Source organism: Streptomyces sp. NPDC052012, assembly GCF_040689265.1.
GTDB lineage: Bacteria > Actinomycetota > Actinomycetes > Streptomycetales > Streptomycetaceae > Streptomyces.
On sequence record NZ_JBFAXA010000020.1, the window covers coordinates 137,346 to 150,476 of the forward strand.

13 protein-coding genes are annotated in these 13,131 nt (G+C 69.8%); 12 read left to right on the forward strand and 1 reads right to left on the reverse strand.

Going from position 1 to position 13,131, the window contains the following annotated elements; genetic code table 11:
• Positions 1-2: 2 nt before the first annotated feature.
• The 8 genes from AB0412_RS27125 to AB0412_RS27160 all read left to right on the forward strand — a co-directional run bounded on the left by AB0412_RS27125 (position 3) and on the right by AB0412_RS27160 (position 8,730).
• Positions 3-488 carry a hypothetical protein gene (locus tag AB0412_RS27125; protein WP_366405188.1) on the forward strand — a complete coding sequence of 162 codons (486 nt, stop codon included), beginning with the start codon at positions 3-5 and terminating at the stop codon, positions 486-488.
• 49 nt (positions 489-537) lie between these two features.
• Entirely contained in the window at positions 538-1,185 is a 648-nt protein-coding gene (locus tag AB0412_RS27130) for a contact-dependent growth inhibition system immunity protein (RefSeq protein ID WP_366405190.1), read from the forward strand.
• Positions 1,186-1,568: 383 nt separating this feature from the next.
• Positions 1,569-1,877 carry a hypothetical protein gene (locus AB0412_RS27135; RefSeq protein WP_260827355.1) on the forward strand — a complete coding sequence of 103 codons (309 nt, stop codon included), beginning with the start codon at positions 1,569-1,571 and terminating at the stop codon, positions 1,875-1,877.
• A 201-nt stretch (positions 1,878-2,078) separates the two neighbouring features.
• Positions 2,079-2,891, forward strand: a complete 813-nt coding sequence (locus AB0412_RS27140; protein ID WP_366405191.1) for a hypothetical protein — start codon at positions 2,079-2,081, stop codon at positions 2,889-2,891.
• Complete coding sequence (locus tag AB0412_RS27145; protein ID WP_366405192.1) at positions 2,881-4,203, forward strand: hypothetical protein; 1,323 nt, start codon at positions 2,881-2,883, stop codon at positions 4,201-4,203. The genes AB0412_RS27140 and AB0412_RS27145 overlap by 11 nt, the downstream gene beginning before the upstream one ends.
• Positions 4,200-5,765 carry an SCO6880 family protein gene (locus tag AB0412_RS27150; RefSeq protein WP_366405193.1) on the forward strand — a complete coding sequence of 522 codons (1,566 nt, stop codon included), beginning with the start codon at positions 4,200-4,202 and terminating at the stop codon, positions 5,763-5,765. Before AB0412_RS27145 ends, AB0412_RS27150 begins: the two co-directional genes overlap by 4 nt.
• Before the next feature lie 13 nt (positions 5,766-5,778).
• Positions 5,779-7,188: an ATP-binding protein gene (locus tag AB0412_RS27155; protein ID WP_366405194.1), complete on the forward strand. Its 1,410-nt coding sequence runs from the start codon at positions 5,779-5,781 to the stop codon at positions 7,186-7,188.
• Positions 7,189-7,209: 21 nt separating this feature from the next.
• Positions 7,210-8,730, forward strand: coding sequence for a type VI secretion protein (locus tag AB0412_RS27160; protein ID WP_366405195.1), 1,521 nt, complete (start codon positions 7,210-7,212; stop codon positions 8,728-8,730).
• Between the two features lie 16 nt (positions 8,731-8,746).
• On the opposite strand, the gene AB0412_RS27165 is transcribed toward AB0412_RS27160, so the two are convergent.
• Positions 8,747-9,289 carry a GNAT family N-acetyltransferase gene (locus AB0412_RS27165; protein ID WP_366405196.1) on the reverse strand — a complete coding sequence of 181 codons (543 nt, stop codon included), beginning with the start codon at positions 9,287-9,289 and terminating at the stop codon, positions 8,747-8,749.
• A gap of 93 nt (positions 9,290-9,382) precedes the next feature.
• Here AB0412_RS27165 and AB0412_RS27170 point away from each other — a divergent pair, with 93 nt between their 5' ends.
• Genes AB0412_RS27170 through AB0412_RS27185 form a run of 4 tightly spaced genes read left to right on the forward strand, consistent with a single transcriptional unit; the run spans position 9,383 to position 13,015 of the window.
• Complete coding sequence (locus AB0412_RS27170; RefSeq protein ID WP_366405197.1) at positions 9,383-10,303, forward strand: ABC transporter ATP-binding protein; 921 nt, start codon at positions 9,383-9,385, stop codon at positions 10,301-10,303.
• Positions 10,300-11,088: an ABC transporter permease gene (locus AB0412_RS27175; protein WP_366405198.1), complete on the forward strand. Its 789-nt coding sequence runs from the start codon at positions 10,300-10,302 to the stop codon at positions 11,086-11,088. The genes AB0412_RS27170 and AB0412_RS27175 overlap by 4 nt, the downstream gene beginning before the upstream one ends.
• A 17-nt stretch (positions 11,089-11,105) precedes the next feature.
• On the forward strand, positions 11,106-12,350 hold the full coding sequence (locus tag AB0412_RS27180) for a histidine kinase (RefSeq protein WP_366405208.1): 1,245 nt from the start codon (positions 11,106-11,108) through the stop codon (positions 12,348-12,350).
• Positions 12,347-13,015 carry a response regulator transcription factor gene (locus AB0412_RS27185; RefSeq protein WP_366405199.1) on the forward strand — a complete coding sequence of 223 codons (669 nt, stop codon included), beginning with the start codon at positions 12,347-12,349 and terminating at the stop codon, positions 13,013-13,015. The genes AB0412_RS27180 and AB0412_RS27185 overlap by 4 nt, the downstream gene beginning before the upstream one ends.
• Positions 13,016-13,131: the final 116 nt, after the last annotated feature.

Here is a 13,131-nt window from a genome sequence, read left to right on the forward strand (position 1 = left end):
CCATGATGTGGACCTATTGCGAGCAGTGGAACAATCTGACAGAGACCCCCATGAACCCGCTCACGCCGGAGCAGGCTCGGAACCGTCACAGCTCCGGCGAGCTCTACACCGCTGTCGCATCCCCCCGAGAAGGGGCCGCACCGGAACTGCGGGTGGAAATGCGACTCGAAACAGGCTACGCCTCGGTCATCTTCATGGACGAGTACGGTCGCGACGCGCTCGATTACACGTTCACCCTGATCAACGGGTCACTTTTCCTGGAAACGGTGAGGTCCTACAGTTACGGATCCTCTCAGGAACGCGGTGGGTACGCGGATGTAGATCGCCTGGAAACGTACGAGTTCACAGCCGACGGCGTTGTGCAACGTACGGTCGAGGCCGACGGCCAGGAATCCAGGGAGGGTCGCCATGGCATTGATGTCTCCACCAACTGGGAACCCGTCCCGGATTTTGGCGCGTATTCCTCACTGATCCGGCGCGACCGCTAGGGAGATCCCCTGCTCGTCCTCGTCTCCCCCAACCAGTGAGGAGATACGCATGACCGAGGCCGGCCCGCCGGCACAGCGCTTCCATGAGATCCATCATGTTCTGTCGGCTTACGCAAGCAGCGGCTTCACATACTCGGACGCCGCCGATGTTCCCGGTCCTGGTTTGGCGCCCTACCTCAGGCTGGTGGCCCGCGACCCGGCACGTGGCGCTACGGCCGTGCAGCAGATCGACGAGCTGCTCGCCATCGGACTGTCCGCCGAGGGGATCGCCGACGAAGTCAATGCGCTGCCGCGCATACAGCCCCCCGCGGGCATGACCGTAGAGGACTGTCTGCGCATCGCGAGGGACCAGATCCATCGGGCCCTGCAAGACCGGCGCCTGAAGCCACGGAGTCCGCAGGAATGGGAAGAGCGGTTCCCGATCTTGGATCAGCTGTTGGGAGCGTACTTCTGCCAGGACTTCCCCTGCTGGTATGCCACGTGGCAGGAGGCCATCGATGACTATGTCGGCGACATGAGTGGGGAGGAAGCAGGAGACGCTGCCGAAGAAATCACCGAGCTCCTCGCCCTCGTCGACTCGGACCAAGAACTCAAGCAGGCGACGCACATACTGGGGCTCGAACTCCTACCCCCCAGAGGCATGACGCTACGGCGGTGGCTCGAAGGCATGCGCCAACGGATCATATCCAAGACATAGGCGCCGCAGCTCGTGGCGAGGTTTCACACCTGCACCGCCCCCGGACGCCGACCCCTGTGGTGATCATCTGTCAGGCGCAGGCGACGCCAGGTAGCCTTCACCCGGGGAACAACGGCACGACCCCTCACCCGAACGACCGTCAGGGAACCGTGCACTGTACGGAGAGAGCCGGCGACAGAACCACACGCCAGGTTCCGCCCATACCTCATTGCCCAGCGTGACGCGGCGTGATACACAGAGTGACCATACGAGCTATTCGTACGAATCCCGCCCGTCAATGACGCCAAGTCGACATACGACGGCGGCATCGTCGGCGAGAATGAGGCCTGACCTCTGCGCACCGCAGGGGACTGCGGAACTACCCAACAGGGGCGGTGACTTACATGCTCTTTGCGGCCGAAAAGGGAGACATCAACACCATCATCGGCGGGATCGCTCCGGACTGGGGCCCCTTCGGCAGCCTGGGCAACGAGGCGAGGGTGATGATCGAGGTGGTGATGGCCGTCGCCATCCTGATCTGCCTCGGCATCGCCATCTGGGGCGCCGCCAAACAGCGCATCGGAGCGACCGCGCTGCGGGACACCTTCAGCGCCGAACAGGGCAAGGGCCTCATCATCGCGGGCCTGACGGGGGTCTTCATCATCGGCTCACTCGGCACGCTGTTCACCATCGTGTACGGCATGGCGGTGTAGCCCCGGCACCATCTCTTCCGACCGGGCCCGCCCGGCACCCCCTCCAACCCACCCGCCCGTCGCGCCCACCGGCTGAGGTTGCGTTTCCCTGATGTCGAGTCACCACACCGCGCCCGCGCGGGAACCAGCACGGCTACCGTCGTACGAGGAGTACACGGAGTACGAGGTGTTTCCGCACGACGTCGAGGGGGCGTACGCGGTATGAGTCTCGGTGACGGCGAATCGGGCCAGACCCGCACCCGCATGCCGGAAGGCGGCGGCGATCTGTACGGCGGTGCACGCAGAGGCGGGCGCCGGTCGTCGTCGCGCAGCCTCGTGACGGTCGTCGGCGTCGTCGTCCTCCTCATCGCCGCGATCGCCTTCGCGAACCGCGGGGGCGGGGATTCCGGTACGGAAGGGGACTCCGCCGACGCCCCCAAGGCCGCGGCGACGGCCCCCTCGGGCGAGAAGCCGGTGGACTCCAAGGCGGCCGGCATCCCGTCGGGCTTCGCCCATGACCGTCAGGGGGCGGAGAGCGCGGCGGCGAACTACTCCGTCGCCCTCGGTTCCGCCGAGATGTTCGACAAGAACCGACGGAGTGAGATCGTCAGCACCGTCTACGCCCCCGACGTCGCCGCCGCCCGGCAAGCCGACCTGGACAAGGCGTACTCGAACACCGAGTTCCTGGGAAAGATCGGCCTCGACAAGAACGGCAAGGCGCCGGCCGGTCAAACCTTCGTGTCCCGTGTGATCCCCGTGGGCACCAAGGTGACAGCCTCCGGCGCGGACAGCGCCACCGTCGAGGTCTGGTACACCTCACTGTTCGGGTTGTCCGGTGAGGGCTCGACCAGCCCGGTGACCGAGAGCTGGTACACCACTACCTACCAGCTGAAGTGGATCAACAACGACTGGAAGGTCACCGACTTCCAGCAGAAGGACGGACCAGTCCCAGTCGGGCGCGACCAGCAGGCCTCCACCGCCGACGACATGACGAAGGCTGTCGAGGAGTACGGAGGGTTCACGTATGCGCGCTAACCACCGCTTCCTCAAGCTCACGGCCGCCGTCACGGGCGTACAGACCACGGCGGTGCTGCTCGCCACCCAGGCTGTCGCCGCTCCCACGCCGACGCCCACCCCGACGAACAGCAACGACCCCTGCGACCTCATCCGCGGCCCCGCCAAGGACTACTGCGAGCAAGGCGAATCCGGCAGCACCTCCCCCGGCGGCACCGGCGGCGGCCTGACCGACCCCACCTCCACCCTCGACCCCCTCTCCTCCCTGGCAAGGGGCTGCGCCGACGCCGCCTCCTGGACCATCAAGAAGCTCAGCGCCGCCGTGGAGGACACCGCCAACGTCGACTTCACCAACCGCACCTTCCTCCAGCAGTACGCCGTCGTCTTCGCCGCCTCCACGATCCTCACCCTCCTCCTCTGGCTGCTCGCCGTAGCCAAGAGGGCCGTCCGAGGTGTCCCCCTCGCCACCGCCCTCTCCGAAGCCATCGGCTTCCTCTGGCTGACGGTCCTGGCCTCCGCCTTCACCCCGCTGATCCTCTACACCGTCGTCTCCGCCACCGACGGCATCACCGAGGTCCTCGCGAAAGCGACGGGCGATCAGACCGACACGTTCTTCGGGACGTTCGCCGGCGCGCTCGAGAAGGGCGACGACATCGGCGGCGGACCGATCATGCTGATCGTCGTCTCCTTCGTGTCGATCCTCGCCGCCGGTGTCCTCTGGCTGGAGCTCGTCATCCGCGCCGCCCTGCTCTACGTCGGCGCCCTCCTCGGCACCGTCGTCTACGCGGGCCTCGTCGACAAGAACCTGTGGGGACACGTCCGCCGCTGGGCGGGCATCATGATCGCCGTCATCCTCGTCAAGCCGGTCATCGTGATCGTCCTCGGCCTCGCCGGCGCGCTCTCCGCCGACGACGGCCCCGACGCCTTCTCCGCCGTCGTCTCCGGCCTCGCGATCATCCTGCTCGCCATCTTCGCCTCCGCGATGATCTACCGCTTCGTCCCCGGCTTCGGCGACGAGATCGCCGGCTCCCGCAACAACCGCATCATGCAGGGCGCCGAGAGCAAGGCCGCCGCCGTGATCAGCTCCCCGGCGACCCTCGTCGCCCAGGGCATCAAGACCCACAGCTCCCGAGCCCACCACAACGAGGCCCCCCGCCCCTCCAACCCCGCCTCCGGTGGCGTCGCCGCGCACAGCTCGCGCACCTCCGACGGCGGCGGCGGAACTGTCCCCTCCGCCGCACCCGCCCCCCGCTCGAGCAGCCCGGTGAACACACCGCACGCCAGCAGCACCCGCACCAGCAGTACCAACCGCACGGGAGGTGAAGGGCGTTGACGGCTGATTCCCACGCGGCCCATGTGTCCCACCCGGTCACGCCCCGCCGTACGTATCTGATCGGCCGCGCCCGGCCGAACGCGATCATCGGCCGCAACCGCGAGACCGGAGAGATCGCGCTCATCGTCGTGGGCGCGTTCCTCGGCATGATGTGCGGGCTCCTCGTCCCCGTCCTGTCCCTGCGCATCGTGCTGCTCGCGGGCCTGCCGATGCTGGCGCTGGCCGCCGTGTACGTGCCGTACAAGCACCGCACGTTCTACAAGTGGTTCGAGATCAACCGCAGCTACAAGCGCACCCTGCGCACCGGCGCCACCTACCGGTCAGGGGTCGTCGAGGCAGGCACCCGGCTCGACGGGCGCGAGGTGGAGGTCGGGCCCCCGCCCGGCATCGGGCGGATCACCTGGCTCGCCGCACCCTTCGGCCCGGACGAGATCGCCGTCCTGCTGCACGCGGACCGCAAGACCGTCACCGCCGCCATCGAGATCGAGGGCCCCGGCGTCGGCCTGCGCGACTCCGAGGACCAGGAAGCCCTCGTCGACCGCTTCGGCACCCTGCTCAAGCACGTCGCCAACGGCGACGGATTCGTCACCCGCATCCAGATGCTCGCCCGCACCCTCCCCGCCGACCCCGACGCCCACGCCAAGGACGTCGCCGTCCGCGGGGACGACCGCGCACCCGCCTGGCTGCAGGAGTCGTACGACCAGCTGCAGTCCATGGTGTCCACCAGCAGCGAGCAGCACCGCGCGTACCTCGTCGCCTGCATGCACTACAACCGCGAACTGGCCGCCGAGGCCAACGCCATGGCGCGTGCGGTGCGCACCCAGGGCGGGAAGATCGACCGCGACGCCGGGCTCGCCGTCGTCATGGCCCGCGAGCTGACCGACATCTGCTCCCGGCTCCAGGAGGCCGACATCCGCGTACGGCAGCCGCTCGGCCAGAGCAGACTGTCCTCGCTGATCCACTCCATGTACGACCCGGACCACCCCATCGACCACATCCAGGCGATGACGAAACGCAACGCCTGGCCGGCCGAACTGGACGCCACCGAGCCCACCTACCTCCAGGCCAAGACCCGCGAGTCCGCCACCCGCGCCCCCTGGTGCCACGCCACCGCCTGGGTCAAGGAGTGGCCGATGACCCCGGTCGGCGTCAACTTCCTCGCCCCGCTGCTCGTCCACACCCCGGACGTCATCCGAACGGTCGCCGTGACGATGGATCTCGAGCCCACCGAGGTAGCCATCGAACGCATGCTGACCGAGAAGACCAACGACGTCGCCGAGCAGTCCCGCGCCGCCAAGATGAACCGCACCGTCGACCCGCGCGACATCGCCGCCCACTCCCGCCTCGACCAGCGCGGCGAGGACCTCGCGAGCGGCGCCGCCGGCGTCAACCTCGTCGGCTACATCACCGTCTCCTCCCGCTCCCCCGAAGCCCTGGCCCGCGACAAGCGGACCATAAGGGCCTCGGCCGGAAAGTCGTACCTGAAGCTGGAGTGGTGCGACCGCGAGCACCACCGCGCCTTCGTGAACACACTCCCGTTCGCCACCGGCATTCGAAGGTAGGGGCTGATCTCAGATGCGGGATCCGCTGTCCGTCGTCACCGATGCCTTCACCTCCTTCCTGTTCGGGAAGGTGGAGACGACCCGGCTGCCGGTGCGCACCTCCACGGGCCAGGCCCAGGCGGTCTACCTGCCCACCGCCGCACCCGGCCTCGGCGACTCCGGCGTCATCATCGGCCGCGAGGTCTACTCCGGAAAGGGCTACATCTACGACCCCTTCCAGCTCTACGGCCAGCAACTGCCCGCCCCGCACTGGCTGGTCCTCGGCGAGTCCGGCAACGGCAAGTCGGCCCTGGAGAAGACCTACGTCCTGCGCCAGCTGCGCTTCCGCGACCGCCAGGTCGTCGTCCTGGACGCCCAGGGCGAGGACGGCGTCGGCGAATGGAACCTCATCGCGCAGGAGCTGGGGATAACTCCCATCCGCCTGGACCCGATGGCCGCCCTGGACCACGGCATCCGCCTCAACCCGCTCGACCCCGCGATCACCACCACGGGCCAGCTCGCGCTGCTCCGCACGATCATCGAGGTCGCCATGGGCCACGGCCTCGACGAGCGCTCGGGCTTCGCGCTGAAGGTCGCGCACGCCTACGTCAACGAGACCATCGTCGAACGCCAGCCGGTCCTCTCCGACATCGTCGACCAGCTCCGCCACCCCGAACCGGAGTCGGCCGAGGCGATGAACGTCGCCATAGACGACGTACGCGCCTGGGGCCTGGACGTCGCCCTCGTCCTGGACCGCCTGGTCGACGGCGACCTGCGCGGCATGTTCGACGGCCCGACCACCGTCGGCATCGACCTCGACGCGCCGCTCATCGTCTTCGACCTGTCCCACATCGACCGCAACTCCATCGCCATGCCGATCCTGATGGCGATCGTCGGCGTGTGGCTGGAGCACACCTGGATCCGCCCCGACCGCAAGAAGCGCATCTTCCTCGTCGAAGAGGCCTGGCACATCATCAACAGCCCGTTCGTGGCCCAGCTGTTCCAGCGCCTGCTGAAGTTCGGCCGCCGGCTCGGCCTGTCCTTCGTCGCCGTCGTCCACCACCTGTCCGACGTCGTCGACGGCGCCGCCGCGAAGGAGGCGGCCGCCATCCTGAAGATGGCCTCGACACGGACGATCTACGCCCAGAAGGCGGACGAGGCGAGGGCGACCGGCCGGGTCCTGGGTTTGCCCAGGTGGGCGGTGGAAATCATCCCAACGCTGACACCGGGCATCGCGGTGTGGGACGTCAACGGCAACGTCCAGGTGGTCAAACACCTGGTCACCGAGACCGAACGCCCCCTGGTCTTCACCGACCGCGCCATGACCGAGTCCTCCGCCGACCTGTCCGACGACGCCCTGCGCGCCGCCGAGCTGGAGGCGGAGGAGCGTGCGGCTGCCTTCGTGGAACAACACGTCGGCGACTCCGAATCGACGGTGGCGTAGGCGCAGGGGGAGGGCGGACAGGTGAGACCGGAGGACCACCGGGGGCGGGACGGCCAGGGCGGCATCCCCGACGGGCTGCTGATCGGCGTCCTCGCCTTCCTCCTCGGCATGACCGTGCTGGTCTGGACGGCCACGGGCCTCGCCGGCCTGTTCACCCACGGCTCCTGGCCGGCCGGCGTCACCTTCGCCCGAACCCCCCTGGCCATGCGCCACCTCATCGCCCAGCCCCACGACATCCCCGGCGCCTGGCCGGAAACCCCCTCCACCGACCTCACGGGCTACGGCCTGTTCTGGGGCCTGTTCATCGGCCAGCTGATGGTCCTCCTCGTCCTCACGGTGTTCGTCCTGGGCACGGTGGCCCGCTGGCGGGCGGGACGGGCACGCAGACGTGCGGAGCGACTGGCCGCGGCCACCACACCGGAACCGGCGCCCGTGCGCCACGAGGCACCGACTCCGGAACCGGCGCCCGTACGTCACGAGGCACCGGCACGGGAGCCGGCGCCGGACCACCACGACGTACCGACGCCGAGACCGGCACCGGAGCACATGCAGGAGGCGGCACCGCAAGAAGCCACCCCCACGCCTGTGTCCGACGGCGAACGGACGGGTGGGTGGGAAACTCGCGCGGTCCACTACGGCCCCCCGGCCACCCGCCACACCACCGCGACCCAAGCCGTCCAGGACGCGCAGGGCCCCATCCTCGTCGTCACCTCGAACCCCGCCCTCTGGGAGTCCACCAAAGACGCCCGAGCCAAACTGGGCCCCACCCACCTCTACGACCCCACCCACCTCTGCGACACGCCGTCGCGCCTCCACTGGTCCCCCACCACCGGCTGCGAGGTCAAGGACACCGCCGTATCAAGAGCAGCCGCACTCCTCACCCCCGTACGCCCCACAAGCCGCCTCGACCAAGCGGTCAGCGACACCGCGGAAACCCTCCTCCGCAGCTACCTCCACGCCGCCGCCATCGACGGCCGCACGATCCGCCACGTCCACCGCTGGTCCCAGGGCACCCAGATCCAGGACGCCGTACGCATCCTCCGCACCAGCCCCAAGGCCGCCCCCGGCGCCGCAGGCGAACTCGAAGCCGCCCTCACCGCCCACCCCGAACGCCGCGACATGGCCCAGCAGCTGACCACCCGCGCCCTCGCCGCGCTCTCCACGGTCAACGTCCGCGAGGCCTGCACTCCCAACCGAAATGATGCCCTCGCCCTGGATTCCTTCATCCACGAAGGGGGCACGCTTTATGTGGTGGGTGAATCCATCGAGGACCCCCGCACCACCCCGGGCGCGATGCCCCTCCTGACGGCCCTCGCCGCAAGCGTGGTCGAGCACGGCCGGCGCATGGCCGCACGGTCATCCTCCGGTCGGCTCGACCCACCACTCACCCTCGTCCTGGACGACGTAGCGGCCGTAGCTCCCCTCCCCCAGCTCCCGGAGCTCCTCGCCACCGGCACGGACCAGGGCATGCCCACCCTCGCCCTGCTCCGCTCCCGCGAACAGGGCCGAGCCCGCTGGCCGCACGACGAACTCCCGGTCTGACCGGTCTGACCCGGACTCAGACGCGCTCCAGCACCAGCTCCACTTCCAGCTTCCCCGACCCCTCCAACGGCACGGTCACCCCGCTCGGCTGGAACCCGACCCGCCGATAGAACCGGTACGCCCGCCCGTTCTCCTCGTGCACGAACAGCCGCACGCGCTCCACCCCGTGCGCCCACGACCAGTCGAGCACCGCGTCGAACAGCACCTCGGTCAGCCCGCTCCCCCGCTCCTCGGGCCGCACGAACACCCCCACCAGATGCCCCTGCTTGCACTCCACGGCGTGCCCGGCCCAGTCCGTCGTCCCCGGCTCCTCCACCAGCACCGTCACCGAGCCGACCCACCGCCCGTCCGGCGCCTCGGCGATGATCTGCTGCGCCCCGTCCGCTCCCTCGGCGGCCCGGGCCGTCCGCTCCCGCCAGTAGTCGTCGTCCCGCGTGACCGCCTGCTCGTACGTCTCCAGATAGGCCAGGTGCGCCACCGGATCCCGCAGCGCCGCGAGCCGCAGCTCCTTCACCGCGGGCCACTCCTCGGCACGAACAGACCTGATCACGTAGCTCATGCGGCCACCGTAGTACCCGGGTACGACGCCCTCACCCCATTAACCGCCCCCGGTCCGACGCCCCCCCACCCCCGCGCGGACGAGCATCGAAGCATGATTACGGCACAGGACCTCACCAAACGCTACGGCGACCGGACCGTCGTCACCGACCTGTCCTTCACCGTCCGCCCCGGCACCGTCACCGGCTTCCTCGGCCCCAACGGCGCCGGCAAGTCCACCACCCTGCGGATGATCCTCGGCCTGGACGCCCCCACCCGCGGCCACGCCACCGTGGGCGGCCGCTCCTACACCGCCCACCCCGCACCGCTCACCGAGGTCGGCGCCCTCCTCGAGGCCCGCTCGGTGCACCCGGGCCGCACCGCCCACCACCACCTCCGCGCCCTGGCCCTCACCCACGGCATCCCCAAGCGCCGCGTCGAACAGGTCCTCGCCCAGACCGGCCTCACCGACGTCGCCCACCGCCGGGTCAAGGGCTTCTCCCTCGGCATGGGCCAGCGCCTCGGCATCGCCGCCGCCCTGCTCGGCGACCCCGGCACCCTCATCCTCGACGAACCGGTCAACGGCCTCGACCCCGAGGGCGTCCTGTGGATCCGCACCCTCCTCAAGTCCCTGGCCACGGAGGGCCGCACGGTCCTCGTCTCCTCCCACCTGATGAGCGAGATGGCTCTCACCGCCGACCACCTGGTCGTCATCGGCCGCGGCCGGCTCCTCGCCGACACCACCGTCACCGAGTTCGTACGCCACTCCGGCGCCGGCACCGTCAAGGTCGTCACCCCCGAGGCCGCCGCCCTCGCCGACCTCCTCACCGCCCCCGGCATCACCCTCACCACCGACGCCCCCGGCACCCTCACCGTCCACGGCACCGGCCCCGAACACATCGGCCGCACCGCCGCCGCCCACGGCATCCCCCTGTTCGAACTCACCCCGAACACGGCCTCCTTGGAGGAGGCGTTCATGGACCTCACCCGCGACGCGGTCGAATACACCGCCACCCCGGAAGGAGCAGCCGCATGACCACCACGACGGTCCCCGCCCCCGGCTACCGGATCACCCCGGCCCGCGTCCTGCGCTCCGAATGGCACAAGCTGTGGACGCTCCGCTCCACCTCGATCAACCTCGCCGCCACCACCGCCCTCACCCTCGGCATGGGCGTCGGCATCAGCGCCGCCTACGACGGCACCGGCGAGGGCGGCCTCGACACGGTGGTCTTCGTCCTCCTCGGCACCCAGTTCGCCACCGTCAACCTCGCCGTCCTCGGCATCCTCGCCACCGCCGGCGAGTACTCCACCGGCCAGATCCGCGCCACGATGACCGCCGTGCCGACCCGCCTGCCGGTCCTGTGGTCCAAGGCGGCCGTCCTGGCCGCGATCACCTTCCCCCTCTGCCTGTGGACCAACCTCCTCACCTTCCCCCTGGCCCAGTCCTTCCTCACCGGCACCGACCAGTCCGCAGCCCTCGGCGACCCCGGCGTCCTGCGCGGCCTCACCGGCAACGCGGCAGCCCTCACCCTGCTCGCCGTCATGGCACTCGGCCTGGGCGCCCTCGCCCGCTCCGTCCCCATGGCCACAGGCGCCTACATCGGCCTGGTGATGATCCTCCCGGAAGTCCTCCGCATGCTCCCGTACGACATCGTCACCGACACCGTCCGCTACTTCCCCGCCAAGGCCCTGGAGTCCCTGACCGCCGCCCAGCCCCTGCCGGACCAGGCGACGCCGGCCGCGGCCCTCCTCGCCCTCACCCTGTGGGCAGCCGCCTCCCTGGCCGCCGCGGCGACTTTCCTCAGGCGCCGGGACGTATGACCCTCCCGCCCCGCACCATGGAGCCCGTGACGGAAGAACGGCGGGCCGAACCCCTCACCGAGTACGTCCAGCGCATACGACGGCGGCTGCGCGCCTTCGACCGGCGCCACCCACTGCTGTGGGACCTGCACCTGGCCGGCTTCTGGGTGACCGCCGCCCTCGTCGACTACGTGGGCAAGGGCTGGCGAAACGTAGCCCCCAACCCCGACGTCCCCGGCTGGCTGGTCCTCACCCTGAGCCTCGGCCTCTCCGTCCCGCTGCTCCGGCGCCGCGCCCACCCCGCCGCCGTCCTGCTCACCATGGCGCCCTTCGCCCTGGTCAACGCCTGGACCGGCGCGCTCCTCCAGGCCGCCCTGCTCCAGCTCCTCGTCATCTTCCACATCGCCCTGCGCCTCCCCCTGCGCCACCTGTGGTGGGCCACGGCCCTCACGATGACCCCGGTCCTCGTCTCGGCCGCCCGCTACGGCGAGGGGGAGTGGAGCCAGCAGATCGGATCGCAGGCGACGTCCGTCGTCGTGGCCGCCCTCATCGGCATCACCGTCCGCACCCGGCAGAACTACACCGAGGCCCTGGAGGACCGCGCCCGCCGCCTGGAGATCGAACGCGACCAGCAGGCCCAGCTCGCCGCTGCCGCCGAACGCTCCCGCATAGCCCGCGAGATGCACGACATCATCGGCCACAACCTCTCCGTCATCACCGGCCTGGCCGACGGCGGCAGATACGCGGCCGCCAAATCCCCGGAACGCGCAGCCCAAGCCCTCGACGCCATCGCCACCACCAGCAGGCAGGCCCTCGGCGAACTACGCCGCCTCCTGGACGTCCTGAGGGAAGACACCAACACGACCGAACCCGCCGAACTGACCCCCCAGCCCACCCTCACCGACCTCGACCAGCTGATCAACGGCGTCCGCTCGACAGGCCTCCCCGTCCACACCACGGTGAAGGGCGAGGCGACCCTCCCGCCGGGCCGCCAGCTCACCGTCTACCGCGTCATCCAGGAAGCCCTCACCAACACCCTCAAACACGCCGGCCCGAACGCCTCGTCCGACATCACCATCGCCTACGGCGACAAGGGCGCCGTCACGCTCACCGTCACCGACACGGGAACCCCCACCGCACCCCCGTCCCCCGACGGCCGCGGCCTGACCGGAATGCGCGAGCGAACGGCCCTGTACGGAGGCACACTTGAGGCCGGCCCACGCCCCCACCCCGAACAGGGCTGGCGCGTCCACCTGCACCTCCCGGAGGAAACCCCGCAGTGACCACCGTCCTCATCGCCGACGACCAGCCCCTCCAGCGCTTCGGCTTCCGGATGCTCCTGGAGAGCCAGGACGACCTGACAGTGCTGGACGAGGCGACGAACGGCAGCGAAGCCGTCCGCAAGTCGGCCGAACTCCACCCCGACGTGGTCCTGATGGACATCCGCATGCCCGGCATGGACGGCATCGAGGCCACCCGCCGCATCGTCGCCACCGGCGACCGCACCCGCGTCCTGATCCTCACCACCTTCGACCTCGACGAGTACGCCCACGCCGGCCTCCGCGCCGGCGCCTCCGGCTTCCTCATCAAGGACGCCCAGCCGGAGGAACTGCTGTCGGGCATCCGCGCGGTGGCCACGGGCGACGCGGTGGTGGCCCCCAGCCTGACCCGCCGCCTCCTGGACGCCTACGCCCACCACCTGCCCACCGGCAACAAGGCCGACGACAACACCCCGGACCCGCGCCTGGCCGCCCTCACGGAACGGGAACGCGAGATCCTCACGGTCATCGGCAAGGGCTGGACGAACACCGAGATAGCCACCCGCCTCCACCTGGCGGAGTCCACGGTCAAAACCCACGTGGGCCGCATTCTCGCCAAGACGGGTTCGAGGGACCGCATCCAAGCGGTGATCCTGGCCTACGACACGAAGCTGGTCGAACCGTCCTGAGAACCCTCCAGAAACGAACTCCCCAGAAACGCAGAAAACCCCGCACCATACGGTGCGGGGTTCCCCGGAATAATTGTTCGGCGGCGTCCTACTCTCCCACAGGGTCCCCCCTGCAG

What these genes read in the sequence shown, in the direction of transcription:
- AB0412_RS27125 (WP_366405188.1), top strand. Translation starts at nt 3, where the DNA reads ATGATGTGGACCTATTGCGAGCAGTGGAACAATCTGACAGAGACCCCC.
- AB0412_RS27145 (WP_366405192.1), top strand. Translation starts at nt 2,881, where the DNA reads ATGCGCGCTAACCACCGCTTCCTCAAGCTCACGGCCGCCGTCACGGGC.
- AB0412_RS27130 (WP_366405190.1), top strand. Translation starts at nt 538, where the DNA reads ATGACCGAGGCCGGCCCGCCGGCACAGCGCTTCCATGAGATCCATCAT.
- AB0412_RS27135 (WP_260827355.1), top strand. Translation starts at nt 1,569, where the DNA reads ATGCTCTTTGCGGCCGAAAAGGGAGACATCAACACCATCATCGGCGGG.
- AB0412_RS27175 (WP_366405198.1), top strand. Translation starts at nt 10,300, where the DNA reads ATGACCACCACGACGGTCCCCGCCCCCGGCTACCGGATCACCCCGGCC.
- AB0412_RS27140 (WP_366405191.1), top strand. Translation starts at nt 2,079, where the DNA reads ATGAGTCTCGGTGACGGCGAATCGGGCCAGACCCGCACCCGCATGCCG.
- AB0412_RS27165 (WP_366405196.1), bottom strand. Translation starts at nt 9,289, where the DNA reads ATGAGCTACGTGATCAGGTCTGTTCGTGCCGAGGAGTGGCCCGCGGTG.
- AB0412_RS27155 (WP_366405194.1), top strand. Translation starts at nt 5,779, where the DNA reads ATGCGGGATCCGCTGTCCGTCGTCACCGATGCCTTCACCTCCTTCCTG.
- AB0412_RS27170 (WP_366405197.1), top strand. Translation starts at nt 9,383, where the DNA reads ATGATTACGGCACAGGACCTCACCAAACGCTACGGCGACCGGACCGTC.
- AB0412_RS27180 (WP_366405208.1), top strand. Translation starts at nt 11,106, where the DNA reads ATGGAGCCCGTGACGGAAGAACGGCGGGCCGAACCCCTCACCGAGTAC.